Here is a 26,525-nt window from a genome sequence, read left to right as displayed (position 1 = left end):
TTACCTTCTCCGTGCTCCCTTGGCCGCATGTCCACGCTTCGACGCGCTTTTGGCCCTGTTACCAGAGGATTTCTTCTTCATGGCCGAACCCTTGGCGGCCGATGGCTTGCGCTGAGTCGTCGCCGGTTTCTTGGCCTGGGGTTTCTTGACACTTTGCGGCTTCTGCTTGACCGGCTTCTTGACGGCGTCCGGCCGTTGCTTGGTGCGGTCAATGGCCTGCTGCTTGGCGGCGGCCCTGTCACCGTCCACGTTGCCACGGTTCACCTTCGGCAGTTGCTTGTCACCACCACGGTTGGCCAACGCGCTTCCCGCCACCGCCCCGGCACCAGCCCCGGCAGCAACGGCAGCGGCGCGATCACGACTGATATCCGCCGCGCCGGATTCCCGGCTCAGCTTGGCCCGTAACTCATCCGTCCGCCCCTCGGGTCGGTTGACAGGTAGATCGCCGCGCCCGCCTTCGGGCCTTTTGTGATCCGAAATCTTGTCGCGCGCCTGCTCTTTGCGCTCAGGGTCCGGGGTCCAGCCGATATCCGTTCGGTCACCCCGGTCAATCTCATTACCGATGTTGATATTGCCGTCCACATCTATGTCGATATCAGGATTTCTGACGATGGGTTGACCGTTCCACCCGCCGCAATTCCGGCAGCCCCAGTAGTCATTCCAATCGTCATCGTCGTCAAAGATTTCGTCAATCAGGGCAACCGCCCCGAATGTCAGCAGCGCGGCTCCGATTACGTCGCCAGTCGAGGGGCCGGTGTAGACGGTCTGCGGATCATATTGCGGAACGTAAACCGTTTCCGTGTTTGTCGGGGTGATCACAACCGTTTCGTCTTCGGTCACCTCAACGGTCTGTTCCGGCCCCGAGATCAGCGCGCCGCTGTCAATCGCCTGATCCCGCATGACCTGCACGGCATCCATCACGTCATCGGACTGCGCCAGCATTGCCGTCCCCATAGTCTCGGTCCAGTCGATATGCGTGGCCATCTGCCCTACAACTTCGGGGAAGGCCGTGGCCAGCACGCTGACGGAGGGATCCCATCCCATGGCGTCAATCTCAGGCTCCAGCTCGGATGGGTCGCGATCCGCATTGTCCAACAGGAACCGCTCGGCCTTTACGATTTCCAACGGTTGGGTGGCCGCCACGAATATCTGGATAAGCAACGTGTCGGGATACAACGCAACCGGCGCGACCAGCGTTTGCAGTTCGGCGTCGGTCAACAGGGTATCGTCGGCCTGCGCGTCCTGAGACGCCTCCTGCGCAAATACGGAAACGGGTGCGCAAAACCCGAGTATTAGAACAAGATATCTAAACATATTGCGATCCTTCAATTGAACCAAGGATCGCCCAAGTTAATGATTCTGGCAACAAAACCGCTTTTTGGCCGCCAGAACGAAAAAACCCCCACGCCTGAGGCGCAGGGGTTTCGTTCAGAAAGACAGGCCTTCTTATTCTTCGTCTGCGGCTTCTTCAGCAGCAACGCGGGCCTTGTCAGCCGCGCCTTTGGCGTCGACGTCGCGATCCACGAATTCAATGATCGCCATCGGAGCCATGTCACCATAGCGGAAACCGGCTTTCAGGATGCGGACGTAACCGCCGGGACGATCAGCATAGCGGGGGCCCAGAACCTCGAACAGCTTGGCGACGTCTTTGTCTTCTTTCAGCTGTGCTGCGGCCTGACGGCGGGCGTGCAGATCACCGCGCTTGCCCAGAGTGACCAGCTTTTCGATGATCGGGCGCAGTTCTTTTGCCTTGGGCAGAGTTGTTTTGATTTGCTCATGTTCGATGAGCGAGCCAGCCATGTTCGCAAACAGAGCCTTGCGGTGCTCATGAGTACGGTTCAGGCGGCGGTAACCACGTGCGTGACGCATTTTCTAGTTCCTTCTTTCGCGTTTTGCTTTGTCTGGCCGGCGATGCGTGTCACCGGCTCTCCTTGGGGCGGAAGTGCCCTTTTTGTCCCCGGCAGCCCGGGCATTTTTTAGTGTGCAAGCCGGGATGAAGCCCGGCCTACGGTGTGGGTCGAAGTAGGCCGGGCTTCAGCCCGGCACCGCCTTAAAAGGCGTCTTCGAATTTCTTCGCCAGATCTTCGATGTTGTCGGGCGGCCAATCCTCGACATCCATGCCAAGGTGCAGACCCATGCCGGACAGCACTTCTTTGATCTCGTTCAGCGACTTGCGGCCGAAGTTCGGGGTGCGCAGCATCTCGGCTTCGGTCTTCTGGATCAGGTCGCCGATGTAAACGATGTTGTCGTTCTTCAGGCAGTTTGCCGAACGGACCGACAGCTCCAGCTCGTCCACTTTCTTCAGCAGCAGCGGATTGAACTCCAGACCATCGTCCTCGTCCTGGCGGCCAGCCGATTCCGGCTCGTCGAAGTTGACGAAGATCGACAGCTGGTCCTGCAGGATACGAGCGGCGAAGGCCAGCGCGTCTTCCGGAGTGATAGACCCATCGGTTTCGATCTTCAGGGTCAGCTTGTCATAGTCCAGAACCTGGCCTTCACGGGTCGGCTGAACGTCATAGGCAACCTTCTTGACCGGCGAATAGATCGCGTCGATCGGGATCAGGCCGATAGGCGCGTCTTCGGGCTTGTTCTTCTCAGCCGAGACATAGCCCTTACCGGTGTTGACGGTCAGTTCCATGAACAGATCGGCACCATCGTCCAGGTGGCAGATGACATGATCGCGGTTCAGAACCTCGATACCGGCGCTTTCGCTGATGTCGCCAGCGGTTACAACGGCAGGGCCTTTGGCATTGATCGACAGGCGCTTGGGGCCTTCGACTTCCATGCGCAGGGCAACCTGCTTGAGGTTCAGGATGATGTCGGTGACGTCTTCGCGGACACCTGCGACCGACGAAAACTCATGCAGAACATTGTCGATCTGGACGCTGGTGATGGCGGCACCTTGCAGGCTGCTCATCAGAACGCGGCGCAGCGCGTTGCCCAGGGTCAGACCAAAGCCACGCTCCAGCGGTTCGGCAACCAGCGTTGCCTGACGCGCGGGGTCGTTGCCCGGCTTGCCGTCCAGTTGGGTCGGCTTGATCAATTCTGCCCAATTCTTATGGATCATGTAATCCCTCCATTCCTGTCCGCGCCCCATGACCAACAAGGTGCAGACGCCCGAGGTTCAAAATGACGTGCTGGGGCCGTGCGAAAACACAGCCCCAGCTCAATTCAAAATCGCTTAGACGCGGCGGCGCTTCGGCGGGCGGCAGCCGTTGTGAGCAATCGGAGTCACGTCGCGGATCGACGTGATGTTGAAGCCCACGGCAGCCAGCGCGCGCAAAGCCGATTCACGACCCGAACCGGGGCCCTGAACTTCGACTTCCAGCGTCTTGACGCCATGTTCCTGCGCCTTTTTGCCTGCATCTTCTGCAGCCATCTGAGCCGCATAAGGCGTCGATTTCCGCGATCCTTTGAAGCCCATAGTACCGGCAGACGACCACGAGATGGCGTTGCCCTGTACGTCCGAGATCAGGATCTTGGTGTTGTTGAAGGTCGAGTTCACATGGGCGACGCCCGATGCGATGTTCTTACGCTCTTTGCGCTTAACGCGAGTCTTATCACGTGCCATCAGTCAGACCCTCCCTTATTTCTTCTTACCAGCAATGGCCTTTGCGGGGCCTTTGCGAGTACGAGCATTGGTGTGGGTACGCTGACCGCGAACCGGCAGGTTGCGGCGGTGACGCAGACCGCGATAGCAGCCCAGGTCCATCAGGCGCTTGACGTTCATCTGAACTTCACGACGCAGGTCGCCTTCGACGGTGAAGTTTTCGTCGATATATTCGCGAATTTTCAGAACTTCGGCGTCGGACAGTTCGTTGACGCGACGGGTCGCTTCAATGCCCACGGCTTCGCAGATCGCTTTGGCCGAGGTGTTGCCGATTCCGGTGATATATGTGAGGGCGATTGGTACCCGCTTTGCAGTCGGGATGTTTACGCCGGCAATACGTGCCACGTGTCACTTTCCTTTTCGTTGCGGTTCCGTAACTCCAGAACCTTTTTTCACAACGCTTGACCTTGGCAGTGTCGCCAGTGGGCCCAGCATTATTCGAGGTGGTCGGGGCAGTTGGGACGAATCCCGCCTGCGGTCTTGATTCCCTTTGGGGATGGGGGTCGATATGGGCTTTTGGCGCTGCCGTCAAGCCCATATTCAAATGCCGATCACTCAGGCGTCCAGCACGCCTGCAATCGCGCCCTGAACCTCGTCGATCTCGCCCAGACCATCGACCCAGGACAGGTTGCCCTTGGCGTGGTAATAGCCGATCAACATCGAGGTCTTTTTGTAGTATTCCATCAGACGGGTCTTGAGGCTTTCCTCGTTGTCGTCCGCGCGGCGTTTGAAGTCATTCTCCTTGCCGCAATTGGAGCATTTGCCGTCTGCCGGGATCGGTTTGGTGATGTCGTTATAAACCTCACCGCAACCGCCGCAGGTCGACCGGGCCGTGATCCGCGCTACCAGAGCGTCATCGTTGACCTCCATCGCAATGACCGCGTCCAGTGTTTCGCCAGTGCTGTCCAGCAGCTCACCCAACGCATCAGCCTGCGCCAGCGTGCGCGGGAAACCGTCAAAGATGAAACCACCCTTGGCACCCTGCTCCAGCTTTTCGCGGATCAGGCCGATCACGATCTCATCCGTGACCAACTCACCCTTGGCCATCACTTCGGCCACGCGGTTGCCCATTTCGGTGCCGCTGTCCTTGGCCTCGCGCAGCATGTCGCCCGTGCTGAGCTGAACCATGCCGCGTGTTTCTACCAGGTGACGCGCCTGCGTCCCTTTACCGGCCCCCGGGGGGCCCAACAAAATGATGTTCATCGACGAGCGGGTCCCTTCCTGCCGCGTTTCTTACCCTTGCCGCGCAGTTGGGACTTTTCAATAAGCCCTTCGTACTGGTGCGCCAGCAGGTGGCTCTGAACCTGTTGGATCGTGTCCATGGTTACAGAGACGATAATCAGAACCGAGGTGCCGCCGAAATAGAACGGGATGGCGAACTGGTTCCGCAGAATTTCAGGCAGCAGACACACAGCCGCCAGATAAGCCGAGCCCAGAACCAGAACGCGGTTGACCACGTATTCCAGATACTCGGCGGTTTTCTTGCCTGGGCGGATACCCGGCACAAAACCGTTCTGCTTTTTCAGGTTGTCCGCCACATCGTCCGGTTTGAACGATACGTTGAACGTGTAGAAATACGCAAAGAACACGATCATCGAAGCGAAGAACAACAGGTACAGCGGCTGTCCGGGGCCAAAGTTGGCCAGCAGCCATGACATGATCGGACCGTTGGTCGCGCCTGACGAGAAGGTCGAGATCGTCACCGGCAGCAGCAGCAACGAGCTGGCAAAGATCGCCGGGATCACGCCCGCCGGGTTCACCTTGACCGGCAGGTGGCTGGAGCCGCCTTCATAGATCTTCATACCGGCCTGACGGCGCGGGTATTGGATGTGGATCTTGCGCAAGGCCCGTTCCATGAAGACCACAAAGGTGATCACGGCAATCACCATCACGATCACACCGATGATCACGGCGGGGCTGATCGCACCCGAACGACCCGAGGCAAAGAACTGCGCCAGTGCCGCCGGAACCTCGGCAATAATACCCACGAAGATGATCAGAGAGATACCGTTGCCGATGCCGCGCGCGGTGATCTGCTCACCTAGCCACATCAGGAACATGGTACCACCTACCAACGTGATCATGGTCGACAGACGGAAGAACAGCCCGGGATCGGTGGCCAGATCGCCCGATTCCAGCGAAACGGCCAGGCCGTAGGCCTGAACGGTGGCCAGGGCCACGGTGCCGAAACGGGTATATTGGTTGATCTTCTTGCGGCCCTGCTCGCCCTCTTTCTTGAGCTGTTCGAGCGCGGGGACCATGGATGTCAGCAGTTGCACGATGATCGAGGCTGAAATGTAGGGCATGATGCCAAGGGCAAAAATCCCCATCCGCCCCAGCGCCCCGCCGGTAAACATCGAAACCATGCCGCCGATGCCCTGCCCCGCTTGCTCCATGAACTCGCGCAGTGCTTGGCCGTCGATGCCCGGAACCGGAATAAAGGTGCCCAGACGGTAGACGATCAACAAACCCAGTGTGAACAGGATGCGGTTGCGCAGATCGGTGGCTTTGCCAAGGGCAGACCAGCTTGTGTTGGCTGCCATTTGTTCTGCTGCTGATACCATAAATCGGTCTCTCTTATGAAAACACCGCCCGGAACCGTTTTCCGGCTCGGGCGGCGTCTAGGAAAACTCTGAGGTCTATGTAAGCGGGTCTTGCCCCGCTCACAAGCGCTTACTCTGCCGCAGCAGCTTTTGTGACCGTCAGTGAACCGCCCGCTTTCTCAACTGCCTCAACAGCAGCTTTCGAAGCACCAGTTACTTCCAGGTTCAATTTGGCGCTGATTTCGCCTTTGGCCAGTACGCGGATACCGTCCAGCTTGCGACGGACCAAACCGGAGGCAACCAGTGCATCCTCGGTGATCGCAGCTTTGACGTCCAGCTTGCCGGCGTCGACGAATTTCTGGATCAGGCCCAGATTGATAACGGCGAATTCCTTGCGGTTCGGCTTGTTGAAGCCACGCTTGGGCAGGCGTTGGTACAGCGGCATCTGGCCGCCTTCGTAGCCATTGATGGCCACACCCGAACGGGATTTCTGGCCTTTGATACCACGGCCACCCATTTTACCTTTGCCGGAACCCGGACCACGACCAACGCGGGTGCGTTTCGGGGCGGCGCCAGCATTGTCGCGCAATTCGTGCAGTTTCATATCGCTTCTCCTTAGCCGGATGTGACCCCCGAAGCGTGATGGGTCAAACACGGCGTTTCTTGGTTTTGATTCTCGTGGACGCAAATCCACCGGAGCCCGATACAGCGTTGCTCCTCAGGATGCAAGTTTTGTTGTCCCCTTCGTCCACGATTCCGGGGAAAACAAGCGGGACGCGCCCCCCGAAACCCAAAAGAGACGCCAATTGGCGCCTCCGGGTCAGGTCAACGATCTGAGCAGATTGTCAGCAGTAGACGTGCTTTTGAGCAATATCGCGGATATCACACCGACGCACTCCGATGTCGTTCAACTCACGATCCGACAGACTTTGCAGCTCTGCATAGGTGCGGTTGTATTCGGCGCGCAGGGCATAACCCTCTTTGATGCGTGCGACGAGTGTTGCGATGCGGTCGCTCAGACCAAAGCCTTCGCGGGAATAGGTTGTTACGTTTGCCATAGTTTATTTCCTTTCTGAGCCCGAGGCGAATTCCCCGGGATACTGTTTGCGTTCCTGTTTGGGACAGGGCTCAAATAGGACTGGCGGGTATCGCTAACAACGGATGTTTCGGTCTATCCGGTATGCGTTGGGGGAATGGCGGAGCACGGGTTTCGCGCGTTCGGCTGATTTGGGTGGGTGTCCGCATTGCAGACGAAGCCGACTTCGGCCATGACGTGAAAAACACGGTAAACTGGAAGGTTCATTTGATTTTTGAAGGGCCTGACAATGAGCGAAGCGTCGCTATAGTCGGCTTATGGATACTGATCTGTTATTTTCCCGCCGCTGGCCAAAGTCTTCACTGGCTAAGGATGTCGCACAGATCGATATCGTGTCCTACGCTGAAGCATATCTTAAACTGAAGGCGCAAGCACCGACGCGACCACCTGACCGAGAGTATCTAGGAGGTCGAAGCGGATACCCGAGTACAACAGGGAAAACGAACCGACGGGAAGAACACTTTGCGATTGCGATGGTCAATGCTCAGCAAAACTGGCTGTTACCGAACGGTGTCCAATTTGAGCTAATCGATTATCAAGTTCCTTTGAAAGCCAGCCGCGCGGATCGTGAAATCGGCAAAATCGACATGTTTGGTATCACCGAACACGGAAGACCGGTTGTGGTCGAGCTTAAGGTTATCGGGCATGCCGGGGGGCCAAGTGACCCACCCCCAGTCGCGTTACTCGAGGGGTTGCGATATGCCGCAATCGTCGAGGCCAATCTAGGCCGTATCGCCGACGAATGTCGCAAAAGGTTCGGTCGAGAGATGCGGCTGGAGCGCCCGGAGATTGTGATACTTGGAGAAACCGATTGGTGGTCAAGTTGGCTACTTAACAACGCAGACTTCACGCAGGCTTTGGAAGAAAAAACACAGGGTCTATCGCAATCATTGGGCCTCGGTGTCAATTTCGCCTCGATCCCCAATGCCAAAGTTCAATATGGTCAACAGACAATCGCGCCCAGGCTAAATCCACTGGATCAACTGGAATACCCGTCGTTTTTGCCCAAGAGTGCAAACGTTGCTTCGCATGGAAAGGTTTACGACGCCCGCCAACATGAAGAGATGCTCCACAAGGTGTGGTGGGCACACGCAACGAACTTGTCACCGGACGATCTTGACGGTCGCGAAGGAACGAGAAGACCACCTGTCGCATCGGCAAAAAAGCCTGACCTTAACCTCATGCTTCCTGAAGAAGAGAAACAGGCTGCACAGATAAAAGCGGAAATCGCACCTCAGAACCGACACAAACACTTTGGGTCTTTCAAAAGTTCTCAAGCGTTGGCGCAAAGCGTGTTCGGTGCATTCAAAGCCGCTGATTGTTTGGATTTACTTGCGCAGGTACGCGCGGAATGTGGACGACCTGCATTTGGTGTGCATACCAAACTGGCTAAGATGTCTATGGAGGTGGACGTCCGTACCATGAACGAACCACGTTCCACTCAGCTGGACGTTTGTTTGGAAATGGAAGGTTATCGCGTAGCGGTCGAATGCAAGTACTGCGAGCCTGAGTTTGGAACGTGTTCCCGCGTTCGCGCTCCTAAAGCTGAGACGCCACTTTGCAGTGGCCGCTACACGCGACAACAAGGTCGGCAAGCAAGGTGTGCGCTCTCCGAGATCGGAATTACCTATTGGGACCACATTCCAAATGTTTTTGACTGGGACGCGCTGCAAGACCTGTCCCCGTGCCCGCTGTTGCCGACCTATCAGATTGTTCGCAATGTGCTTGCTGCAATTGTTGACAATGAAGGCAGCGTGCACCCGTCCAACGGACATGCAGTTTTTGTGTACGATGCTCGAAATCCGGTCTACCGCCCAGGCGGAGAGGCTGACGATCAACTTAGGTTAGCTTTGGGAGCTTGCCGTGTCCCGGGCCTTATCCGACGTGTGACTTGGCAGGAAATTGCACGGGTGTGCGCTTGTTCAGAGAACCTGGTTTGGTTGGTCTCTAACCTAGAAAGAAAGCACGGCATTCGCCCAAGCTCGGAAAACTGACTTTGCATTTTGGCCTCAAAGCGGACTAACAACATCCGACGCACAAAAAAAGCCCCCGCAAACAACGGGGGCTTTTCAATTCTAAAACGATGTCGCGCTTAGCCGCGCTCTTCGATGATCTCAACCAGATGCGGGATCTTGTTGACCATGCCGCGGACCGAAGGTGTATCCTCCAGCTCACGGGTGCGGTGCATCTTGTTCAGGCCCAGACCGATCAGGGTTGCGCGCTGTTCGGCGGGGCGGCGGATCGGAGAACCGATCTGCTTGACGACGATGGTTTTTGCCATGGTACGCTACTCCTTACGCTTCGGCTTCAGCCGGTGCTTCGTCCCGCTTGGGCAGGATGTCAGCAACTTTTTTGCCACGACGTGCGGCAACCGAACGCGGGCTCTGCTCTTTCTGCAGGCCGTTGATGGTGGCGCGGATCATGTTGTACGGGTTCTGCGAGCCCAGCGACTTGGACACAACGTCCTTGACGCCCAGCATTTCGAACACGGCACGCATCGGACCACCGGCGATGATACCAGTACCTTCAGGTGCGGTGCGCATAACCACTTTACCGGCACCGTGACGGCCCTCGATATCGTGGTGCAGGGTCCGACCTTCGCGCAGTTGCACGCGGATCATCTGACGCTTGGCTTGCTCAGTCGCCTTGCGGATGGCCTCAGGTACTTCTTTCGCTTTACCCTTGCCAAAACCGACACGGCCTTTCTGATCGCCGACAACCACCAGAGCGGCGAAGCCAAAGCGCTTACCACCTTTTACGGTTTTCGACACGCGGTTGATTGCGACCAGGCGATCTGCAAACTCCGGTGCTTCTTCACGGTCGCGGCCACGGCCCCGACGGTTTTCACGTTCTGCCATTTGGCATCCCTTTTCTCATGTGGCGCATACGGCGCCGTTTTCTTCAATCGAAGTGAACTGGAAAGCCCCCCGATCATCGAGGCAGGCGGACCCGCCTTCAAGGTGCCGAAGCCGGGCTGAAGCCCGGCCTACAGCGGTGTATCAGGTACGCCGGGCTTCAGCCCGGCACACCATCAGATCTTTAGACCGCCTTCACGCGCGGCGTCGGCAACTGCCTTCACCTTGCCGTGGAACAGGAAGCCACCACGATCGAAATAGGCCTCTTCGACGCCTGCCTTCTTGGCACGCTCGGCGATGGCCGCGCCCACTTTGGTGGCCGCTTCGACGTTGTTCTTGCCAACTACACCCAGATCTTTTTCCAGGGTCGAGGCTGCGGCCAGGGTCACGCCACGAACATCGTCGATCAGCTGAACGCTGATGTTCTTGTTCGAACGGTGAACCGACAGGCGTACACGGCCCGCGTTGACTTTGCGAAGTTTGTTCCGAACGCGCAGGCGGCGCTTCAGAAACAGGGTTCTTTTGCTGTTTGCCATTGTCTGCGTCCTTACTTCTTCTTGCCTTCCTTGCGGAAGATGAACTCGCCCTTGTAGCGGATGCCCTTGCCTTTGTACGGCTCGGGACGGCGCCATTCACGGATTTTGGCCGCGACTTCGCCCACCTGCTGCTGGTCGATACCTTCCACAACGATCTCGGTCTGCTTCGGCGCGGTGATGGTGACACCTTCCGGAGCAGTGAAATCAACATCGTGGCTGTAGCCGAGGTTCAGTTTCAGGGTGTTGCCCTGCATCTGAGCCCGGTAACCAACACCCTGGATCTCCAGCTCTTTTTTGAAGCCTTCGGTCACACCGGTTACCAGGTTGGCAACCATGGTGCGGCTCATGCCCCACTGCTGGCGGGCACGCTTGGACATGCCACGAGGGTTGATTTGCACGACGTTGTCTTCGACCGACAGCGTGACGTCATCGGTGGCGGTGAAGCTGCGGGTGCCTTTCGGACCCTTCACTTCGATGGTCTGGCCGGACACAGAGGCGGTAACGCCGCTGGGCAGCTCGACCGGTTTTTTACCAATACGAGACATTGCAGACCTCCTTAGAAGACGGTGCAGAGCACTTCGCCACCAACATTGTTGGAGCGAGCGTTTGCGTCCGACATCACACCTTTCGGAGTGCTGACAATCGACACGCCCAGACCCTGACGGACCTGCGGGATGTCATTGACGCCCATGTAGACGCGACGACCGGGTTTCGAGACCCGCTTCAGTTCGCGAATGACAGGGGTGCCTTCGTAGTATTTCAGGCTGATTTCGATGGCCGGATGACCGTTTTCACCGGTCGTCTTTTCATAGCCACGGATGTAGCCTTCGTCCGCCAGCACGTCCAGAACCCATCCGCGCAACTTGGAAGCCGGGGTGGAAACAGTGGACTTGCCGCGCATTTGCGCGTTGCGGATACGGGTGAGCATATCGCCGATAGGATCATTCATATCTATGTCTCCCTTACCAGCTCGATTTCACCATGCCGGGGATCTGACCAGCAGAACCCAGCTCGCGCAGCGCGATACGGCTGACCTTCAGCTTACGGTAGTAAGCGTGGGGACGACCGGTCAGCTGACAACGGTTGTGCAGACGGGTAGCCGAGCTGTTGCGCGGCAGTTTCGCCAGTTTCAGACGCGCTTTGAAACGCTCTTCCATCGGGCGGCTCTCGTCGTTTGCGATTTCTTTCAGCTCGGCACGCTTTGCGGCATATTTGGCCACCAGGCGTTCGCGCTTCTTCTCGCGTTCGATCATTGCTTTTTTAGCCATGTCTCTATCCTTCCGGCGCTTACGCGTTGAACGGCATGTTGAAAGCTTTCAACAGTGCCTTTGCTTCAGCGTCGGTTTTCGCTGTGGTGGCAATTACGATATCCAGGCCCCAGACCTCGTCGACCTTGTCGAAGTCGATTTCCGGGAACACGATGTGCTCTTTCATGCCCATGGCAAAGTTGCCCTGACCATCGAAAGACGGCTTCACACCGCGGAAGTCACGAATACGCGGCATCGCGATTGTGATCAGACGATCCAGGAATTCGTACATCCGGTCACCGCGCAGGGTCACTTTCGCGCCCAGCGGCATGTCTTCACGGACGCGGAAACCCGCGATCGACTTCTTCGCCTTGGTTGCAACGGCCTGTTGGCCAGCAATCGCAGTCAGATCTTCGACAGCAGCTTTTGCTTTCTTCGAGTCTTTGACGGCCTCAGCACCACACCCGATGTTCAGAACGATTTTGTCCAGCTTGGGCAGCTGCATGTCGTTCTTGTAGCCGAACTCTTCTTTCAGAGCGGCACGGATGGTTTCAACGTACTGAGCTTTCAGACGCGGGGTGTAGGTTGCGGAATCAAGCATCGATCACGTCCCCTGTGGTCTTGGCGAAGCGGACCTTCTTGTCACCTTCCATGCGGAAGCCAACGCGGGTTGCTTTGCCGTTTTTGTCCAGCAGCGCCAGGTTCGACAGTTGGATCGGGTTTGCCTGGGGCAGACGACCACCTTGCGAAGTTTGCGACTGACGGGTGTGACGGATGGCAATGTTGATGCCTTCGACAACAGCTTTACCGGCTTTGGGGTCAACCGAGGTGATAGTCCCCTCTTTGCCCTTGTCCTTGCCGGCCAGCACGACGACCTTGTCGCCTTTGCGGAGTTTAGCAGCCATGATTACAGCACCTCCGGAGCCAGCGAGATGATTTTCATGAAGTTCTTGCCGCGCAGTTCACGAACAACGGGGCCAAAGATACGGGTACCGACGGGCTCGTTGTTGTTGTTCAGGATGACGGCGGCGTTGCGATCGAAACGGATCGCGGTGCCGTCTTCGCGACGGACTTCCTTGGCGGTGCGCACGACGACGGCCTTACGGACGTCCCCTTTCTTTACGCGGCCGCGCGGGATGGCTTCCTTCACCGAGACGACAATGATGTCGCCAACGGAGGCGTATTTACGCTTGGAACCACCCAGGACCTTGATGCACTGAACTCGGCGTGCGCCGGAGTTGTCAGCGACATCCAGATTGGTCTGCATCTGGATCATGTGGTTTCTCCCGACCTGTGGGGGCTGCTCTTGTTAAATCCCCCAGGGTTTCGACAAATGGGAAAATCCCGGAAGCTTACGCTTCCAGAACTTCCCAGCGTTTCGTCTTCGATTTCGGCGCGCATTCGATGATGCGGACTGTGTCGCCGACCTTGAAGGCGTTCTTTTCATCGTGAGCCCGGTATTTCTTGGACTTACGGATGGTTTTCTTCAGAACCGGATGCGTAAAGCGGCGCTCGACGGATACGGTTACGGTCTGTTCGTTGGCGTCGCTGGTCACGGTACCTTGCAGGATACGCTTGGGCATCTGATTACTCCTCGGATGCCGCTGCAGCGGCCTTTTCGTTCAGAATGGTTTTGACACGGGCAGCATTGCGGCGGGCCGCTTTGATACCAGCAGTGTTTTCCAGCTGACCGGTTGCCTGTTGAAAGCGCAGGTTAAAGCTTTCTTTCTTCAGGTTGGCCAGTTCCTCGCGGAGCTGGTCCGGGGTCTTGTCACGCAGTTCTTGGGCGTTCATCGCCTTTTTCCTTTGCTCAAAACACCAGAAGGCCCCCTGACAGGGTCACCTTGGACCTGGTGGATGAATGATAGACATACGAATCGCCCGACAACGCCGGGAGATCGCAAGATGCCGCTCTATAGGGGGTTAGGGGTTTAGTGGCAAGAGGAAGTTTGGTGGTTTGAGAAAACGAGGCCAAGCGGCCTTGGTTATGCCTCTTCGGAGCTTTCAATCAAGGGATCAATATCCCTTTCGCCAGTAAGGGCTTCTAGAGCAAATTTCGCTGCTCTTTGCACGGTTCTTTTTCCCTCTGAATACCCGTCCTCAAATCCCAGAATAAGCCCGCAAAGCAGATTGTGTAGATCGTCCAATTTGGTGATCTTCGTACCACTAATTTCTATCAACTTGTGCTTCAAATCAGCTTGATCCATTTCCTCACCAGACCACTCAGCATACCACACCTCCCATGCCCCGCTTTTTGTTTCTTTGGGCTCCATGACGTAATAGCTGTCAAAGTCGTAGTTAAACTGCTGATCGTAGACGACGACTTTGGTGTCGTAAGCTTCAATCCAGTGCCGAAGGACTTTTGGTTCTTTCATGGAGTGCTCTCAATTCTTCTCTTTGTAGTCGTACAATTGCGCGGGTAGGCCCTCTTCCTCTAAAACCTTTTGGGCTCCGCCCGTTCGCCCCTCAATCGCTCCACTGGAGCGATTGCCGCTGCGCGGACCGGGGCTCACTCCCATTTGTAGTTAAAGCTAACACTGATCCGTTCGTCCTCTGCCATATTTATCGGCACCTCGTGGCGCAGCCAGCTTTCCCACAGCAACACATCCCCGACCTGTGGCTTCATATAGATGAACGGCTGCAAGTCGCGCCGCCCGCCTTTGATCCTCGTCGGCGCGGCCATCATGCGGCCTGAGCGAGGGTCTTCCAGTTTCAGCGCACTCGCCCCTTCGGGCATCGCCACATAGGTCGTGCCTGAAATCACACTGTGCGGATGCAAGTGGCTGGAATGCATCCCGCCCTCGGGCAGGATGTTGATCCACAGGTCTTCCAGCTTTAGCTGTCCTTCGCCCAGATCAAACTCCAGATCCTTGGCAAAGGCCGCCACGTGCTGGTCCAACGCGGTCACCAGATCGGCGAAGATCGGGAACCGCCAGGGCAGATCGGTCAGCGAGGCATAGCTGGTGTAGCCGGGATAGCCGTTTTCCTCGCACCATTCCTGCCCGGCCTCATCATCCTCGGCGATGACAAGGCAGGAGCTTTCCAACTCCTCTGCGTCGATCTTGGGATCGAACTCGGACAAAGCTGCGCGATAGAGACGGGTAACGAAGAGTGATTCAATCTGTGCCATGCCCCGGCTATAGCCCAGCGGGGACATAAGCGCGAGACCAGCCGCCCCAGAAAAGCGGCTGGTCGGGTGCGACTCAATAGAAGTAACGAAGCCAGATATAGACGTTGGCGATCATCAGGGTCAGGATCATGATCGGGAATGCCATGATCGCGAATTTGACGAAACCGATGGGCTGTTTGGCTTTCTCTGCAAAGGCTGCAACGGTCAGGTTCGCGCTGGCACCCAACAGGGTCCCGTTGCCACCCAAACAGGCACCCAGAGCCAGCGACCACCACAAGGGCTCGATCACATCCGGGCCGCCGAAAGTGTCGGCAGTGGATTCGATCAGCGGGATCATCGTGGCGACAAAGGGAATGTTGTCCAGAATAGCCGACAGGATGCCCGACGCCCAAAAGATGAAGAACGCGGTCCACATCATGTCACCTTCGGTCAGTTCCAGCACCTTCTGGCCAAAGAACTCCAGCAGCCCCACATGCTCGACACCTGCGACAATCACGAACAAGCCGCCGAAGAAGAAAATCGTGATCCATTCGACCTCACCAAAAATATGGTGCACGGACTCGGATTGTTCTTCGCCGCTTTGGTGACCGTAGGCCAGCAGCATCAACAGCCCGGCCCCAGCCAGCGCGGAAGTCCCCGGCTGGATGCCGTAGCTATGGCCCAGCGTAAAGCCCAAAAGAACCAGCGCCAAAACGGACAGCGATTTGATCATCAGGCTAACATCCGTGATCGCCTCGTCCTCGTTGAACCGCATTATCTTTTCGCTGGCCGACTTGGGAATGGCGGCCAGAGTGCGCCGGTTCATCAGGTAAATGATCCCGGTCAGAACAACCAGACAGATGGCGGAAATCGGCGCCAGGTTCACCACGAATTCGTTGAAACTCAGCCCGGCGGCAGAGCCGATGATGATGTTGGGCGGGTCACCGATCAGGGTCGCTGTCCCCCCCACATTCGACGCCAGAATTTCGGCGAAGAAGAACGGAAATACAGGTGTCTCCAACGCGTCGGTAATCAGCAAGGTGATCGGGGCGATCAACAGGACGGTCGTCACGTTGTCCAGCAGGGCCGAGAACACGGCGGTGATCAGGGTCAGCATAATCAGGATACCCGTCGGGTTGGCCTTGACCACCTTGGCGGCCTTGATCGCGACGTACTGGAACAAGCCGCATTTACTGGTGATACCCACAATCACCATCATGCCGATCAACAGGGCCAGCGTGTTGGCGTCTACCCCTGCCACGGCCTGTTCCTGATTGAGGATGCCAAAAAGCACCATCAAAGAGGCCCCAAGCATGGCCAGAATTGCGCGATTAACTTTCTCGGTAATCAGGACAGCATAAACAGCAATCAAAATACCGGTGGCGATCCACAGAGGATCAATTCCCAACAGTTGAGGGACAGAGAACGCGTGTTCTCCATGCGAAACGGAATGGTCGGTCAAGGGTCTGATCCGGAATTAGGGGTTAACTTAGCGCGTGGTCAATCAGCGAGTTGGGGCTGACTGTGCCCACAAAACGATTGGTATCCGGCTCAACAAGGAAGACGTGGCGCTTGAATTTATGGATCAGGAAGATGCCTTCCATCACCGGAGTGTCGGGCGCGGTCACCGGAATATTTGTCGGTTCCGACATATGATCCCCAACCCGTTCTTCATTCAGACGCTTAATCTGCTCTCCGAAATCCTCTTTGGTCAGACTCATGAAGCTGAGACTGGAAATTGGCACCCGCGATGTTTCAGAACTGACACCAATCCGGGCGGCTTGCGGCAGGATCATCTTGATCAGCGTCGGGGCGGTAAACACACCCTGAAAACTTCCATCGTCGGAAACCACCGGCAAGAACCGAGCGCGGCTGTCGCGAATGATCTCAAACGCTTTTGCGACGCTATCATCAGGGTGAATTGTCTTCTGGTTTTCGGGTGGGACCATGACGTCCCTGCAAGTAAGGCCCATTCGTGCTCTCGGTTTTTCAGCGGGTGTCAAAGCCAGGGTTTTATGCGCGCTCAAACCATGTTGATGGATTGAACTGCCCAAGCTCTGATCGGGAATAAGTGTGCGGGCTTCTTTTCACCTGACAGAAGAATTTGCCACCCCTGAGGTGCATGTTTTTTGCAATGCCGGTATTGAATTTCGGAAACGACCCACTATCGCGCCCGCAAACCGCCAAAACGTAAAAGCCCCCGCCGAGTATTCGGCAGGGGCCATGTTCTTTGGGTTTCCCCGGGCTGTTTACCAGTCTTCGCGAACCACGACGCGGGTCTTGATCGGCAGCTTCATCGCGGCCAGGCGCAGGGCCTCACGTGCGATGTCATCATTGACGCCGTCGATTTCGAACATCACGCGGCCAGGCTTGACTTTGCAGGCCCAGCGGTCGACCGAACCTTTACCTTTACCCATACGAACTTCGATCGGCTTGGCCGTGACCGGAGTGTCGGGGAAGATGCGGATCCAGACACGACCCTGACGCTTCATGTGACGCGTCATGGCACGACGTGCAGCTTCGATCTGGCGTGCGGTTACACGCTCAGGCTCAAGAGCTTTCAGGCCGTAGGTGCCAAAGTTCAGATCAGAGCCGCCTTTGGCGAGACCCTTGATCCGGCCTTTGTGCATCTTGCGGAATTTAGTACGCTTTGGTTGAAGCATATCTTTCCCTCCTTAGCGACGACCGCCACCAGCACCACGAGGTGCAGGGCCGTCCTGGAGTTCCTGTGCTTTACGGTCACGTGCCTGCGGATCGTGCTCCATGATCTCACCTTTGAAGATCCAGACCTTGATCCCGATGATCCCGTAGGGGGTCATCGCTTCGGCATGTGCGTAATCGATGTCGGCACGCAGAGTGTGCAGAGGCACGCGGCCTTCGCGGTACCACTCGGTCCGTGCGATTTCGGCGCCGCCCAGACGACCAGCAACGTTCACCCGGATACCCAGGGCGCCCATACGCATGGCGTTCTGAACCGAGCGCTTCATTGCGCGACGGAACGAAACACGACGTTCCAGCTGCTGAGCAATGGACTCGGCAACCAGCTGCGCGTCAAGCTCGGGCTTGCGCACTTCGACGATGTTCAGGTGCAGTTCGCTGTCGGTCATGCGAGCAAGCTTTTTGCGCAGAACTTCGATGTCCGCACCTTTCTTGCCGATGATGACACCGGGACGTGCAGTGTGGATCGTAACGCGGCACTTCTTGTGCGGACGTTCGATGATCACACGGGCAACACCGGCCTGCTTGCACTCTTTGTTGATGAACTCACGGATCTTGAGGTCTTCCAGCAGAAGATCACCGTAGTCCTTGGTGTCGGCGTACCAGCGGCTGTCCCAGGTGCGGTTGACCTGCAGGCGCATGCCGATCGGATTTACTTTATGACCCATTAGGCTTGCTCCTCAACTTGACGCACCTTGATGGTGATCTCCGAGAACGGCTTCATGATCTTGCCGAAACGACCACGGGCCCGCGGACGACCGCGCTTCATGACCAGGTTCTTGCCAACCCATGCTTCGGCGACGATCAGCTCGTCAACGTCCAGGTTGTGGTTGTTTTCAGCATTCGCGATTGCGGATTGCAGGCACTTCTTGACGTCCTGCGCGACACGCTTGTTGCTGAAAGTCAGGTCGGTCAGAGCCTTCTCAACTTTCTTGCCGCGGATCATTTGCGCAACCAGGTTCAGTTTCTGCGGGCTGGTGCGAAGCATGCGGGTTTTCGCCATTGCTTCGTTTTCAGCCACGCGGCGGGGGTTCTTTTCCTTGCCCATGACTTACTTCCGCTTCGCTTTTTTGTCTGCGGCGTGGCCATAATAGGTGCGGGTCGGCGAGTATTCACCGAACTTCTGACCGATCATGTCTTCCGAGACGTTGACGGGAATATGCTTCTGGCCGTTGTACACACCAAAGGTCAGACCCACGAACTGGGGCAGAATGGTGGAACGACGCGACCAGATTTTGATGACTTCGTTGCGGCCCGACTCGCGCGCTGCTTCGGCTTTTTTCAGCACGTAAGCATCGACGAAAGGACCCTTCCAAACAGAGCGAGACATGGATTAACGTCCCTTCTTCTTGGCGTGCCGCGAGCGGATGATCAGCTTCTGGGACGCTTTGTTCTTGTTGCGGGTACGCTTACCCTTGGTGTCCTTACCCCACGGTGTAACCGGTGTACGGCCACCCGAGGTACGACCTTCACCACCACCGTGCGGGTGGTCGATCGGGTTCATTGCAACACCACGAACCGACGGACGAACGCCCTTGTGACGCATACGACCGGCTTTACCGAGGTTCTGGTTGCTGTTGTCGGGGTTGGACACGGCACCAACGGTGGCCATGCATTCCTGACGGACAAGACGCAGTTCGCCCGAGCTCAGACGGATCTGAGCGTAGCCACCATCGCGGCCAACGAATTGCGCGTAAGTACCGGCCGCACGTGCGATCTGACCGCCTTTGCCAGGCTTCATCTCGATGTTGTGGACGATGGTACCGATGGGCATACCCGAGAACGGCATTGCGTTGCCCGGCTTGATGTCAGCCTTGGCGGATGCCACGACTTTATCACCAACAGCCAGACGTTGCGGAGCCAGGATATATGCCTGCTCGCCGTCTTCGTATTTTACCAGTGCGATGAATGCGGTCCGGTTCGGGTCATATTCGATCCGCTCGACGGTTGCCGCGACATCAAATTTGTTCCGTTTGAAGTCAACGATCCGGTAGAGACGCTTTGCGCCACCACCGCGGCGGCGTGAAGTGATCCGTCCGGTGTTGTTCCGGCCGCCCGATTTGGTCAAACCCTCAGTGAGAGACTTGACCGGACGTCCTTTCCAAAGCTCCGAACGGTCGATCAGCACCAGCCCGCGCTGGCCCGGCGTCGTCGGCTTGTACGACTTGAGTGCCATGCTTTCTGTCTTCCGTTTAGCAAGTGCAGGGGGTTTCCCTGCTATGTGATAGGCCCCCGTAGGTGCCAAGGGTATAGGGCCCCGAAGGTCCCCGGTTACAAATATCAGAGGCCCCGGAACGAATCCGAGGCCGCAAGACTGGGAGCGTGTAACAGGGTTGGGGGTGGGTGGCAATAGGGTGAGAAAAGATTAACCGTCCAAAAGCCTTTTCAAGTCGAGCGCAACCTCACCGCCCTCCTTAGTCCCGAGCAAAAGGTTAGGTGAAAGCTTCAACTGTTGATGAATCAGCGCCTTGAGTTGTTTAACAAGTTTCTTTCCCTTGATTGAGCCGGCGTAATGGTAGTCTAGCTCCTTTCGGGCATCTTCCAGAGAAGGAGTGCCAGCCCCTCCCGGATAGAATTTTTCATCTTTGTTTATTTGAGATCGTTTCGTCTTAAACGCATTCGCATCTTTCGCAGCGCACCACGCTTCTGCCAAGCAATCCTCGGCCTGGTCCTCGTCAATTTCCAGCGCTGAAATGAGATGTTCGCGCGTACAAAAATAGCCCTCTACGTCCGATGGTTCTGTGATCCACAGATCGCACCCGCTTCCTATGAACTTTCCAGTAAGAATATCTTTTTCGGCTTGGAGCATAAAGTCAGCGTCCCTATGAACAACCAATTTAGACAATCCTAGCATCGCTTTGAGTGCTTTGGCCCCATCCGCCGTAGGCAGATTTGTGACGCCAAACACGGGCCATATCGCGGTTTTCTTACTGTGATCCGGCCATTGATCGAGAATAGCTTGCAACAATGGGGTGTTTTTGTCCTCTGTCACAATCAGCGTACTGCGATCTAGAAGACCCCAGCCCATTTTCCCTCGAATAGTGTCGGAGTCTTGTGCAACTCCACCGCCCGTTAACCAAGCTAGTTTCACCTTGTCCGAAGATGTCCGAATGACATGCGGACTGTGAGTAGTGAGAATTACTTGAGTGGAAAATTCAACCGCTGCTTCCTCAATCGCGCGTATGAGTTTTTCTTGCCTATCGGGGTGGAGGTGTGCGTCCGGCTCATCTATGAGCAAAATAGATGGGCGAAACAGGACCAAATACGAAAAAATCTGTACAACTTGCAGGACTCCCGTTCCAGCCAACTCGAGCGGAGACCAATACTCGCTATGCATCTTCTCTGTATTTATAGTCGCTTGAATATCAAAATGATCTCCCTCATCAAAATTTATCCGAAGTTTGGTCGGCCCTAGCACTTTTGAAACCCAGCTTTCTAAGGTCTCAAAATCCTCAAGGCTTGATTGAGAAATCAGCAGGAGGATATTTCTCAAGACACTGTTTGCGTCGCCGCTTGCCGCACTTCTAAACACAGGCTGTCGGCTTTTCTTTTCCTCGCTTGATGGAATGCCAGCAAGACCAGGAATATAGGCCGTGAACGGGTGTACCCGGTTTGACAACTCAGCGTAAAGCTGTGACGGAAGCTTGCTTTCTTGGCGCAGGTCGATCTGAATTGCATCGTTACGACCTCGCTTGATTGGAATCCGTCCTAATAAGTGAGTTTCTGAATCCTCGTATTCCAAAGAAACAAAAACAGAGACGTTGTCTTGTTCGCCGCGGCCTTCTCTCAATTCTCTGTTATGTCCGACTACCTTGGCGTCTAGTGTCGGGTAGTAGTCAAGCGATTGAACTGCGACACTACGGGCTTGGTTGTTTTGAATTTTACTGTCTGCGACACATCGGCAAGCCCAGTGCAAAGCTTGAAGAAATGAAGACTTACCTGAGCTATTTTGACCGACCAGAATCGTTACATCGGCAAGTTCGACGCGTGCATTTTTAATCGCTTTAAAGTTTTCAACGGAAACGGCGCTAATTCGCAAAATTTCTGCCTCGTAAACACTTAGTTCCCGAGAGCTATCATTCTCAGGCGACCCCTGCAAACTGACATCAACAGGAAATCTCGGCAATGACTTGTATTTCCCAAACAAAAAAACCCCCGCTTTCGCGGGGGCCTTTATCTCTCTCCAAAGACGGGTTCGATCAGAGACCGGTGCTCACGTCGATGGTGTTACCCTCTTCCAGGGTCACATATGCTTTTTTGACGTCTTTCCGACGACCCAGCTGGCCGCGGAACCGCTTGACCTTGCCTTTGGTCACGGTGGTGTTCACCGCTTTGACCTTCACACCAAACAAGGCTTCAACAGCCTCTTTGATCTGCGGCTTGTTGCTGTCGATCGCCACTTCAAAGACAACCGCGCCATTCTCAGATGCCATGGTCGACTTTTCGGTGATGATCGGCTTGCGGATCACGTCGTAATGTTCTGCCTTCGCGCTCATTTCAGACGAGCCTCCAGTGCTTCGACAGCCGCTTTGGTGAGCACCAGAGTGTCACGCTTGAGGATGTCATAGACGTTTGCGCCCATCGACGGCAGGATATCCAGACCTTCGATGTTCTTCGACGCTTTCAGGAACCCTTCGTTCACGGTCGCGCCGTCGATGACCAGAGCGCGTTTCCAGCCCAGGTTTGCAACCTGTTTGGCCAGTGCAGCGGTCTTGCCTTCGGCTTCGGCGTTCTCGATCACAACCAGTTCACCTGCTTTGGCCTTGGCCGACAGAGCGTGGCGCAGGCCAAGCTTGCGGAACTTCTTCGGCAGGTCGTGGCCGTGCGAACGCGGGGTCGGGCCCTTGTACACACCACCCTTACGGAAGATCGGCGCGTTGCGGTCACCATGGCGTGCGCCACCGGTACCCTTCTGGCGATAGATCTTCTTGGTCGAGTAGCTGGTTTCCGAGCGGGTCTTGACCTTGTGGGTGCCGGCCTGCGCGTTGTTGCGCTGCCAACGGACCACACGGTGCAGGATGTCCGCGCGCGGCTCGAGGCCGAACAGGTCTGCATCCAGCTCGATGTTGCCGGCTTTGCCGCCGTCCAGTTTGATTACATCAAGTTTCATGCTTCACCACCTTCCGCGGGAGCTTCTTCCGCAGGTGCTTCAGTTGCGGCACCTTTTACGGCTGCCGGGAAAGGCAGGCCTTCGGGTGCTTTCTTCTTGACGGCGTCCTTGACGGTGACCCAGCCCGATTTCGGTCCGGGAACGGCGCCTTTGATGAAGACCAGGTTCCGGTCGGCGTCGGTTTTGACGACTTCCAGGTTCTGAGTGGTGACACGGGCAGCACCCATGTGACCGGCCATCTTCTTGCCTTTGAAAACCTTGCCCGGGTCCTGACACTGACCCGTTGAGCCGTGCGAACGGTGGCTGATCGACACACCGTGCGAGGCGCGCAGACCACCGAAGTTGTGGCGCTTCATCGCACCAGCAAAGCCTTTACCGATCGAGGTACCCGAAACGTCAACCTTCTGACCTTCCAGGAAGTGTTCTGCCGAAATCTCGGCACCCACTTCGATCAGGCCATCTTCGGAGACGCGGAACTCGGCCAGCTTACGCTTGGGCTCGACCTTTGCAGCGGCATAGTGACCGCGCATAGCTTTCGAGGTGCGTTTTGCCTTGGCAGCACCGGCGCCCAGCTGAACGGCGGTGTAACCGTCTTTGTCAGCGGTACGCTGTGCAACGACCTGCAGGTTGTCCAGGTGAAGAACGGTCACAGGGATCTGCTTGCCGTCTTCCATGAACAGGCGGGTCATGCCAACTTTTTTTGCGATAATACCAGAGCGCATAATCTATACCCTCCGATCTTACGACTGCAGCTTGATCTCGACATCCACACCAGCAGCGAGGTCGAGCTTCATCAGCGCGTCAACGGTCTGGGGGGTCGGATCAACAATGTCCAAGAGACGCTTGTGCGTGCGGATCTCGAACTGGTCGCGGGATTTCTTGTCAACGTGAGGGCCACGGAGAACCGTGAACTTCTCAATCTTGTTCGGCAGCGGGATCGGGCCGCGCACGTTCGCGCCGGTCCGCTTGGCAGTGTTGACGATCTCTTGCGTGCTGGCATCCAGAACGCGATAGTCAAATGCCTTCAGCCGAATACGGATGTTTTGGCTTTGCATAGATACAGCCTTTTATCAGGCGTTGAGGTTGAGAGGAGGACAGACGCGCATCGCCAACCCTCATCGAACCCAAAAGGCGGGAATCACCCCGCCTCTATTCGCAATGAGCGAACTCGCGCGTACTACAGGGGGAACGCAGATGTGGCAAGGGGTAAACTGAAATTGGCCCAGCTCAGTTATTCAGCGGTTCAGGAACAGGGATCACGCTAACTCGCGGACTGGTCGTTTCGCGTTTTCCGCGCAACCCCTAAGCCTTTTAGCCAGTATCGAAGCTGTTTGATCGGCCGTTCAAAATAATGTGCGAAAACAATGCCAACCGCAATTGATCCAAACAAAAGTATCAAATCTCTACCGACGAAATCGGCGAGAGTTGCGTCCAACAGATGTAAAGCCGGGTAGTGGGTTACGTAGATCGAAAAACAAGCCCCGGCCAACCATCGAACTTGAATTGCTCCAGGTACGCTCTTGGGGTTTACGATCGCTATTCCGGCAACGAACATCGAAGTGTAAATTCCGATTAAGAAATTCCATATGAACTCGTCCGAAAATCCAAGAACAGCGCGGGCATCCACGACACCCAACATCGCAGCCGTCTTGGACGCGAAAAACTCTGGGATGCCCACGATATGTCCAACCAGATAGAAAATCGGACCCAGAATGATCAAAGCCCAACCGAAATGGACGCTTTTTCGCGCAGGGCCGCCGGACTTTAACCAGTGCCAAAGGGCGACACCCATTACCCAAGCAGGCATCAGAAGCAATACGTCCAGCCCAACTATCGTGGCAATAGCCGCCAGGATCGCGACGCTGACCAAACCCTTGGTGAAAACCGCCAAACCAAACAAAACATAATATGCCGCTTCATAGCTAAGCGACCACAGCGGACCATTTGTGCCAAGGCGCAGACGACCGAAAGCGGACCATTCGTTTGAAAACGTCAGGCCGCGCAGGAAGAATTCAGTTGGAGGGTGCCATTCATAGAATGGTGCCGGGTAAGCACTTCTATCTATCAGCAAACCATAGGTATCAAAAATCAATGTCAACACCATGGCTGGAACCATGACTGAAAACAGGCGTGTCAGGCGATTGAAAGCAAAACGGGATGCTGTAGCATCTCGATCTGCAGCGTAGGCTATAACACAACCCGAAATGACAAAAAAAACGATGACAGCGTCACTACCGACATTCCAGTCGCGTAGGTAGACATATTTCGTCCCTGTAAAGCGCGGATACGCGAGATGGGACAAGACCACGATCAGTGTCGCAGCGACCCGTAGAACATCTAGCCAGAGGGATAATCCGCGCGTCATTCCTTTACTTTCGCCTCGTCAAAATTGTCTTGGGAAGTGGATTTGAACTTGACCCCGGTCGCTTCTTCGAAACTTTCGACAAAGGGACGAAGGATGGCTTCCTTCAATGTCCCATGAGGTTGTGCAATCGGATTGCCCTTGGCGTCTGCAAGTCCAAATTCAAGGTCCTCTTGGCCGTCCGGGATGTACAGTGTCCCAAACATCCAATCCCAAAACGCAAAGACTTCGCCATAATTTTTGTTGAAGTGCTTCTTCGCTCTGGAGTGATGAATCTGATGTTGAGCGGGAGAGATAAAAATATGTTCCAGTACAGGACCGTAGCTTAGCCAAACGTGACTGTGTCGGAAGTTCGCGCCCAGTATGTTGAACACGAAATACCCTGCATTGGCGCCACCGATAGTCAGCAAGTCAATTTTCCCAATTAACAAGTACAGAACAAGAGCTTGAACCGTGCCCAGTCCGAAACTGAAAATCACGTTGCGGATCAGAATAAAGACTGGGTGATTTCGATTGGCAGTAAGCGGTGTCAACACCTCGGCCGAGTGATGCAGGGCATGGAACGGCCATAGTAGGCGGCTTTCATGGTGAATATAGTGCGCCCAATATTTACAGAAATCCTTCGTAAGGATCACAATCAGCGTTGCCAGCGCGCTTCGTCCCCAGGTGACATCAAGCGGCTGAAACGACGAACCGCCAAGTGCAACGAGTTCATTCAACACAAATACCGCAACGACCGGAGTGATCAACGTAGCACCGAATAGACCTAGCGCGCCCAAAAATAGATTAATCACAAATACTTGAATATCCATAAGATTTGAGCGGTGAAAATAGACTTCACGTGGCAACAAAAACTGTGTGAAGCTCGAAGGCCGGCCACGGTACGCCCAAATTGCATAAGACAAAACAACGGTGCAGCACAAGTAAAAGACCGCCAGACGCGATTCATAGCTTGTGGCATACCATCCCAACGAGCTCCAAACCTTGTTTATTAAATCCAACCGCGATCTCCCTCGATGGAACAGCTATGCGCGTGCCCGAGCTTTCAATATCGCCAATCTGAACCCGAAATATGCCAAATTGTCGGCAAAATACGTCAAATTTTAAGAGCATCTAGCTGACACAAGTCGGAACCGGCTTCGAACTCCCTTCCCAAAGCAGATTTCATCAGAGGCATTGCCGAATGCACAATGAAAAAGGCCGCCCCCTTTGGGACGGCCTTCTTTAGTTTATCACCGTGTTGCTCTCGGCAGATTTTCCTTTGGAAAATCGCCTGCCGCAACCAGGCGTGGCAAGCGCGCCTTACTCGATGATTTTCGACACACTTTTTTGTGCGGCT

38 protein-coding genes are annotated in these 26,525 nt (G+C 55.8%); 1 reads left to right on the top strand and 37 read right to left on the bottom strand.

From position 1 onward, the window contains the following. The 9 genes from ACR0MS_RS12750 to ACR0MS_RS12710 all read right to left on the bottom strand — a co-directional run bounded on the left by ACR0MS_RS12750 (position 1) and on the right by ACR0MS_RS12710 (position 7,211). Positions 1-1,314, bottom strand: a complete 1,314-nt coding sequence (locus ACR0MS_RS12750) for a DUF3300 domain-containing protein (RefSeq protein ID WP_480573295.1) — start codon at positions 1,312-1,314, stop codon at positions 1-3. A gap of 132 nt (positions 1,315-1,446) precedes the next feature. Further along, positions 1,447-1,869, bottom strand: a complete 423-nt coding sequence (gene rplQ / locus ACR0MS_RS12745) for a 50S ribosomal protein L17 (RefSeq protein ID WP_480573291.1) — start codon at positions 1,867-1,869, stop codon at positions 1,447-1,449. A 181-nt stretch (positions 1,870-2,050) separates the two neighbouring features. Continuing rightward, on the bottom strand, positions 2,051-3,067 hold the full coding sequence (locus tag ACR0MS_RS12740) for a DNA-directed RNA polymerase subunit alpha (protein WP_170403678.1): 1,017 nt from the start codon (positions 3,065-3,067) through the stop codon (positions 2,051-2,053). 114 nt (positions 3,068-3,181) lie between these two features. Beyond that, positions 3,182-3,571: a 30S ribosomal protein S11 gene (rpsK, locus tag ACR0MS_RS12735; RefSeq protein ID WP_008757289.1), complete on the bottom strand. Its 390-nt coding sequence runs from the start codon at positions 3,569-3,571 to the stop codon at positions 3,182-3,184. A 15-nt stretch (positions 3,572-3,586) separates the two neighbouring features. Beyond that, positions 3,587-3,955 (bottom strand): 30S ribosomal protein S13, encoded by a 369-nt coding sequence (rpsM, locus tag ACR0MS_RS12730; RefSeq protein ID WP_170332212.1) that lies wholly within the window; start codon positions 3,953-3,955, stop codon positions 3,587-3,589. 210 nt (positions 3,956-4,165) lie between these two features. Continuing rightward, entirely contained in the window at positions 4,166-4,813 is a 648-nt protein-coding gene (locus ACR0MS_RS12725; RefSeq protein WP_480573286.1) for an adenylate kinase, read from the bottom strand. Continuing rightward, positions 4,810-6,174, bottom strand: coding sequence for a preprotein translocase subunit SecY (gene secY / locus ACR0MS_RS12720; protein WP_480573283.1), 1,365 nt, complete (start codon positions 6,172-6,174; stop codon positions 4,810-4,812). The genes ACR0MS_RS12725 and secY overlap by 4 nt, the downstream gene beginning before the upstream one ends. 109 nt (positions 6,175-6,283) lie before the next feature. After that, positions 6,284-6,757 carry a 50S ribosomal protein L15 gene (rplO, locus tag ACR0MS_RS12715; protein WP_480573280.1) on the bottom strand — a complete coding sequence of 158 codons (474 nt, stop codon included), beginning with the start codon at positions 6,755-6,757 and terminating at the stop codon, positions 6,284-6,286. 241 nt (positions 6,758-6,998) lie between these two features. Then, positions 6,999-7,211, bottom strand: a complete 213-nt coding sequence (locus ACR0MS_RS12710; RefSeq protein WP_480573276.1) for a DUF1127 domain-containing protein — start codon at positions 7,209-7,211, stop codon at positions 6,999-7,001. A gap of 295 nt (positions 7,212-7,506) precedes the next feature. Between ACR0MS_RS12710 and ACR0MS_RS12705 the strand changes: the two genes are divergently transcribed. Beyond that, the gene (locus ACR0MS_RS12705) at positions 7,507-9,243 is read left to right on the top strand and encodes a PGN_0703 family putative restriction endonuclease (protein ID WP_480573273.1); all 1,737 of its coding nucleotides are present in this window, start codon (positions 7,507-7,509) and stop codon (positions 9,241-9,243) included. 98 nt (positions 9,244-9,341) lie between these two features. On the opposite strand, the gene rpmD is transcribed toward ACR0MS_RS12705, so the two are convergent. The 28 genes from rpmD to ACR0MS_RS12565 all read right to left on the bottom strand — a co-directional run. Continuing rightward, a complete protein-coding gene (rpmD, locus tag ACR0MS_RS12700) occupies positions 9,342-9,530 on the bottom strand; it encodes a 50S ribosomal protein L30 (protein WP_074736195.1) in 189 nt (62 codons plus the stop codon). 13 nt (positions 9,531-9,543) lie between these two features. After that, positions 9,544-10,107 (bottom strand): 30S ribosomal protein S5, encoded by a 564-nt coding sequence (gene rpsE / locus ACR0MS_RS12695; protein WP_170356677.1) that lies wholly within the window; start codon positions 10,105-10,107, stop codon positions 9,544-9,546. A gap of 173 nt (positions 10,108-10,280) precedes the next feature. Continuing rightward, complete coding sequence (gene rplR / locus ACR0MS_RS12690; protein WP_170356678.1) at positions 10,281-10,640, bottom strand: 50S ribosomal protein L18; 360 nt, start codon at positions 10,638-10,640, stop codon at positions 10,281-10,283. 11 nt (positions 10,641-10,651) lie between these two features. Next, entirely contained in the window at positions 10,652-11,185 is a 534-nt protein-coding gene (rplF, locus tag ACR0MS_RS12685; protein WP_170574987.1) for a 50S ribosomal protein L6, read from the bottom strand. An 11-nt stretch (positions 11,186-11,196) separates the two neighbouring features. Next, positions 11,197-11,589 carry a 30S ribosomal protein S8 gene (gene rpsH, locus ACR0MS_RS12680; RefSeq protein ID WP_068340741.1) on the bottom strand — a complete coding sequence of 131 codons (393 nt, stop codon included), beginning with the start codon at positions 11,587-11,589 and terminating at the stop codon, positions 11,197-11,199. 13 nt (positions 11,590-11,602) lie between these two features. Further along, positions 11,603-11,908 carry a 30S ribosomal protein S14 gene (gene rpsN / locus ACR0MS_RS12675; protein ID WP_068340744.1) on the bottom strand — a complete coding sequence of 102 codons (306 nt, stop codon included), beginning with the start codon at positions 11,906-11,908 and terminating at the stop codon, positions 11,603-11,605. Between the two features lie 19 nt (positions 11,909-11,927). Beyond that, the gene (gene rplE, locus ACR0MS_RS12670) at positions 11,928-12,488 is read right to left on the bottom strand and encodes a 50S ribosomal protein L5 (protein WP_171126026.1); all 561 of its coding nucleotides are present in this window, start codon (positions 12,486-12,488) and stop codon (positions 11,928-11,930) included. Beyond that, positions 12,481-12,792: a 50S ribosomal protein L24 gene (rplX, locus tag ACR0MS_RS12665; RefSeq protein ID WP_480573268.1), complete on the bottom strand. Its 312-nt coding sequence runs from the start codon at positions 12,790-12,792 to the stop codon at positions 12,481-12,483. Before rplX ends, rplE begins: the two co-directional genes overlap by 8 nt. Before the next feature lie 2 nt (positions 12,793-12,794). Then, positions 12,795-13,163 (bottom strand): 50S ribosomal protein L14, encoded by a 369-nt coding sequence (gene rplN / locus ACR0MS_RS12660; RefSeq protein WP_008757934.1) that lies wholly within the window; start codon positions 13,161-13,163, stop codon positions 12,795-12,797. Positions 13,164-13,239: 76 nt separating this feature from the next. Next, positions 13,240-13,470 carry a 30S ribosomal protein S17 gene (rpsQ, locus tag ACR0MS_RS12655; protein WP_068340771.1) on the bottom strand — a complete coding sequence of 77 codons (231 nt, stop codon included), beginning with the start codon at positions 13,468-13,470 and terminating at the stop codon, positions 13,240-13,242. Between the two features lie 4 nt (positions 13,471-13,474). Then, entirely contained in the window at positions 13,475-13,681 is a 207-nt protein-coding gene (rpmC, locus tag ACR0MS_RS12650; protein ID WP_010437082.1) for a 50S ribosomal protein L29, read from the bottom strand. A 191-nt stretch (positions 13,682-13,872) separates the two neighbouring features. Next, complete coding sequence (locus ACR0MS_RS12645; RefSeq protein WP_480573265.1) at positions 13,873-14,262, bottom strand: hypothetical protein; 390 nt, start codon at positions 14,260-14,262, stop codon at positions 13,873-13,875. Positions 14,263-14,396: 134 nt separating this feature from the next. After that, positions 14,397-15,017, bottom strand: a complete 621-nt coding sequence (locus tag ACR0MS_RS12640; protein ID WP_480573262.1) for a 2OG-Fe(II) oxygenase family protein — start codon at positions 15,015-15,017, stop codon at positions 14,397-14,399. 73 nt (positions 15,018-15,090) lie between these two features. Then, positions 15,091-16,458, bottom strand: a complete 1,368-nt coding sequence (locus tag ACR0MS_RS12635; RefSeq protein ID WP_480573259.1) for an ArsB/NhaD family transporter — start codon at positions 16,456-16,458, stop codon at positions 15,091-15,093. Between the two features lie 22 nt (positions 16,459-16,480). Further along, a complete protein-coding gene (locus tag ACR0MS_RS12630) occupies positions 16,481-16,945 on the bottom strand; it encodes a CBS domain-containing protein (RefSeq protein WP_480573256.1) in 465 nt (154 codons plus the stop codon). 300 nt (positions 16,946-17,245) lie between these two features. Further along, positions 17,246-17,659: a 50S ribosomal protein L16 gene (rplP, locus tag ACR0MS_RS12625; RefSeq protein ID WP_058283513.1), complete on the bottom strand. Its 414-nt coding sequence runs from the start codon at positions 17,657-17,659 to the stop codon at positions 17,246-17,248. Positions 17,660-17,671: 12 nt separating this feature from the next. Next, on the bottom strand, positions 17,672-18,382 hold the full coding sequence (gene rpsC / locus ACR0MS_RS12620; RefSeq protein WP_008758042.1) for a 30S ribosomal protein S3: 711 nt from the start codon (positions 18,380-18,382) through the stop codon (positions 17,672-17,674). Continuing rightward, positions 18,382-18,762, bottom strand: coding sequence for a 50S ribosomal protein L22 (gene rplV, locus ACR0MS_RS12615; protein ID WP_039538267.1), 381 nt, complete (start codon positions 18,760-18,762; stop codon positions 18,382-18,384). The genes rpsC and rplV overlap by 1 nt, the downstream gene beginning before the upstream one ends. Positions 18,763-18,765: 3 nt before the next feature. Then, positions 18,766-19,044, bottom strand: a complete 279-nt coding sequence (gene rpsS, locus ACR0MS_RS12610) for a 30S ribosomal protein S19 (RefSeq protein ID WP_005980699.1) — start codon at positions 19,042-19,044, stop codon at positions 18,766-18,768. A gap of 3 nt (positions 19,045-19,047) precedes the next feature. Beyond that, positions 19,048-19,890, bottom strand: a complete 843-nt coding sequence (rplB, locus tag ACR0MS_RS12605; protein WP_050605843.1) for a 50S ribosomal protein L2 — start codon at positions 19,888-19,890, stop codon at positions 19,048-19,050. Positions 19,891-20,079: 189 nt separating this feature from the next. Further along, positions 20,080-21,861 (bottom strand): ATP-dependent nuclease, encoded by a 1,782-nt coding sequence (locus ACR0MS_RS12600; protein WP_480573251.1) that lies wholly within the window; start codon positions 21,859-21,861, stop codon positions 20,080-20,082. Positions 21,862-21,913: 52 nt separating this feature from the next. Further along, a complete protein-coding gene (locus ACR0MS_RS12595) occupies positions 21,914-22,210 on the bottom strand; it encodes a 50S ribosomal protein L23 (protein ID WP_008757532.1) in 297 nt (98 codons plus the stop codon). Next, a complete protein-coding gene (gene rplD, locus ACR0MS_RS12590; RefSeq protein WP_480573248.1) occupies positions 22,207-22,824 on the bottom strand; it encodes a 50S ribosomal protein L4 in 618 nt (205 codons plus the stop codon). The genes ACR0MS_RS12595 and rplD overlap by 4 nt, the downstream gene beginning before the upstream one ends. After that, the gene (gene rplC / locus ACR0MS_RS12585; RefSeq protein ID WP_171126011.1) at positions 22,821-23,546 is read right to left on the bottom strand and encodes a 50S ribosomal protein L3; all 726 of its coding nucleotides are present in this window, start codon (positions 23,544-23,546) and stop codon (positions 22,821-22,823) included. The genes rplD and rplC overlap by 4 nt, the downstream gene beginning before the upstream one ends. 18 nt (positions 23,547-23,564) lie before the next feature. Continuing rightward, positions 23,565-23,879, bottom strand: a complete 315-nt coding sequence (gene rpsJ, locus ACR0MS_RS12580) for a 30S ribosomal protein S10 (protein WP_008756422.1) — start codon at positions 23,877-23,879, stop codon at positions 23,565-23,567. A 206-nt stretch (positions 23,880-24,085) separates the two neighbouring features. Next, positions 24,086-25,189: an acyltransferase family protein gene (locus ACR0MS_RS12575; protein WP_480573245.1), complete on the bottom strand. Its 1,104-nt coding sequence runs from the start codon at positions 25,187-25,189 to the stop codon at positions 24,086-24,088. Beyond that, on the bottom strand, positions 25,186-26,187 hold the full coding sequence (locus tag ACR0MS_RS12570; RefSeq protein ID WP_480573242.1) for a sterol desaturase family protein: 1,002 nt from the start codon (positions 26,185-26,187) through the stop codon (positions 25,186-25,188). Before ACR0MS_RS12570 ends, ACR0MS_RS12575 begins: the two co-directional genes overlap by 4 nt. 95 nt (positions 26,188-26,282) lie before the next feature. Beyond that, the coding region (locus tag ACR0MS_RS12565) for a hypothetical protein (protein WP_480578939.1) at positions 26,283-26,525 on the bottom strand (243 nt) is incomplete at its 5' end.

This window comes from Ruegeria sp. CJ2, from assembly GCF_056536745.1.
This window is presented reverse-complemented; position numbering and strand designations above follow the sequence as displayed.

Bases quoted from the DNA above. Each gene is read 5' to 3' on its own strand.
- ACR0MS_RS12725 (WP_480573286.1), bottom strand. From the start codon at position 4,813: ATGAACATCATTTTGTTGGGCCCCCCGGGGGCCGGTAAAGGGACGCAG.
- rplV (WP_039538267.1), bottom strand. From the start codon at position 18,762: ATGGGCAAGGAAAAGAACCCCCGCCGCGTGGCTGAAAACGAAGCAATG.
- rpsS (WP_005980699.1), bottom strand. From the start codon at position 19,044: ATGTCTCGCTCTGTTTGGAAGGGTCCTTTCGTCGATGCTTACGTGCTG.
- rplQ (WP_480573291.1), bottom strand. From the start codon at position 1,869: ATGCGTCACGCACGTGGTTACCGCCGCCTGAACCGTACTCATGAGCAC.
- secY (WP_480573283.1), bottom strand. From the start codon at position 6,174: ATGGTATCAGCAGCAGAACAAATGGCAGCCAACACAAGCTGGTCTGCC.
- rpsQ (WP_068340771.1), bottom strand. From the start codon at position 13,470: ATGCCCAAGCGTATCCTGCAAGGTACCGTGACCAGCGACGCCAACGAA.
- ACR0MS_RS12740 (WP_170403678.1), bottom strand. From the start codon at position 3,067: ATGATCCATAAGAATTGGGCAGAATTGATCAAGCCGACCCAACTGGAC.
- rplR (WP_170356678.1), bottom strand. From the start codon at position 10,640: ATGGCAAACAGCAAAAGAACCCTGTTTCTGAAGCGCCGCCTGCGCGTT.
- ACR0MS_RS12705 (WP_480573273.1), top strand. From the start codon at position 7,507: ATGGATACTGATCTGTTATTTTCCCGCCGCTGGCCAAAGTCTTCACTG.
- rplX (WP_480573268.1), bottom strand. From the start codon at position 12,792: ATGGCTGCTAAACTCCGCAAAGGCGACAAGGTCGTCGTGCTGGCCGGC.
- rplP (WP_058283513.1), bottom strand. From the start codon at position 17,659: ATGCTTCAACCAAAGCGTACTAAATTCCGCAAGATGCACAAAGGCCGG.
- rplC (WP_171126011.1), bottom strand. From the start codon at position 23,546: ATGCGCTCTGGTATTATCGCAAAAAAAGTTGGCATGACCCGCCTGTTC.
- ACR0MS_RS12595 (WP_008757532.1), bottom strand. From the start codon at position 22,210: ATGAGCGCGAAGGCAGAACATTACGACGTGATCCGCAAGCCGATCATC.
- rpmC (WP_010437082.1), bottom strand. From the start codon at position 13,681: ATGAACGCCCAAGAACTGCGTGACAAGACCCCGGACCAGCTCCGCGAG.
- ACR0MS_RS12575 (WP_480573245.1), bottom strand. From the start codon at position 25,189: ATGACGCGCGGATTATCCCTCTGGCTAGATGTTCTACGGGTCGCTGCG.
- ACR0MS_RS12640 (WP_480573262.1), bottom strand. From the start codon at position 15,017: ATGGCACAGATTGAATCACTCTTCGTTACCCGTCTCTATCGCGCAGCT.
- ACR0MS_RS12630 (WP_480573256.1), bottom strand. From the start codon at position 16,945: ATGGTCCCACCCGAAAACCAGAAGACAATTCACCCTGATGATAGCGTC.
- rplO (WP_480573280.1), bottom strand. From the start codon at position 6,757: ATGAAACTGCACGAATTGCGCGACAATGCTGGCGCCGCCCCGAAACGC.
- rpsE (WP_170356677.1), bottom strand. From the start codon at position 10,107: ATGGCAGAACGTGAAAACCGTCGGGGCCGTGGCCGCGACCGTGAAGAA.
- rpsN (WP_068340744.1), bottom strand. From the start codon at position 11,908: ATGGCTAAAAAAGCAATGATCGAACGCGAGAAGAAGCGCGAACGCCTG.
- rpsH (WP_068340741.1), bottom strand. From the start codon at position 11,589: ATGAATGATCCTATCGGCGATATGCTCACCCGTATCCGCAACGCGCAA.
- rpsK (WP_008757289.1), bottom strand. From the start codon at position 3,571: ATGGCACGTGATAAGACTCGCGTTAAGCGCAAAGAGCGTAAGAACATC.
- rplB (WP_050605843.1), bottom strand. From the start codon at position 19,890: ATGGCACTCAAGTCGTACAAGCCGACGACGCCGGGCCAGCGCGGGCTG.
- rplE (WP_171126026.1), bottom strand. From the start codon at position 12,488: ATGCTTGATTCCGCAACCTACACCCCGCGTCTGAAAGCTCAGTACGTT.
- ACR0MS_RS12710 (WP_480573276.1), bottom strand. From the start codon at position 7,211: ATGGCAAACGTAACAACCTATTCCCGCGAAGGCTTTGGTCTGAGCGAC.
- rplF (WP_170574987.1), bottom strand. From the start codon at position 11,185: ATGTCTCGTATTGGTAAAAAACCGGTCGAGCTGCCCAGCGGCGTTACC.
- rpsC (WP_008758042.1), bottom strand. From the start codon at position 18,382: ATGGGTCATAAAGTAAATCCGATCGGCATGCGCCTGCAGGTCAACCGC.
- ACR0MS_RS12645 (WP_480573265.1), bottom strand. From the start codon at position 14,262: ATGAAAGAACCAAAAGTCCTTCGGCACTGGATTGAAGCTTACGACACC.
- rpmD (WP_074736195.1), bottom strand. From the start codon at position 9,530: ATGGCAAAAACCATCGTCGTCAAGCAGATCGGTTCTCCGATCCGCCGC.
- rplD (WP_480573248.1), bottom strand. From the start codon at position 22,824: ATGAAACTTGATGTAATCAAACTGGACGGCGGCAAAGCCGGCAACATC.
- rpsJ (WP_008756422.1), bottom strand. From the start codon at position 23,879: ATGCAAAGCCAAAACATCCGTATTCGGCTGAAGGCATTTGACTATCGC.
- rplN (WP_008757934.1), bottom strand. From the start codon at position 13,163: ATGATCCAGATGCAGACCAATCTGGATGTCGCTGACAACTCCGGCGCA.
- ACR0MS_RS12750 (WP_480573295.1), bottom strand. From the start codon at position 1,314: ATGTTTAGATATCTTGTTCTAATACTCGGGTTTTGCGCACCCGTTTCC.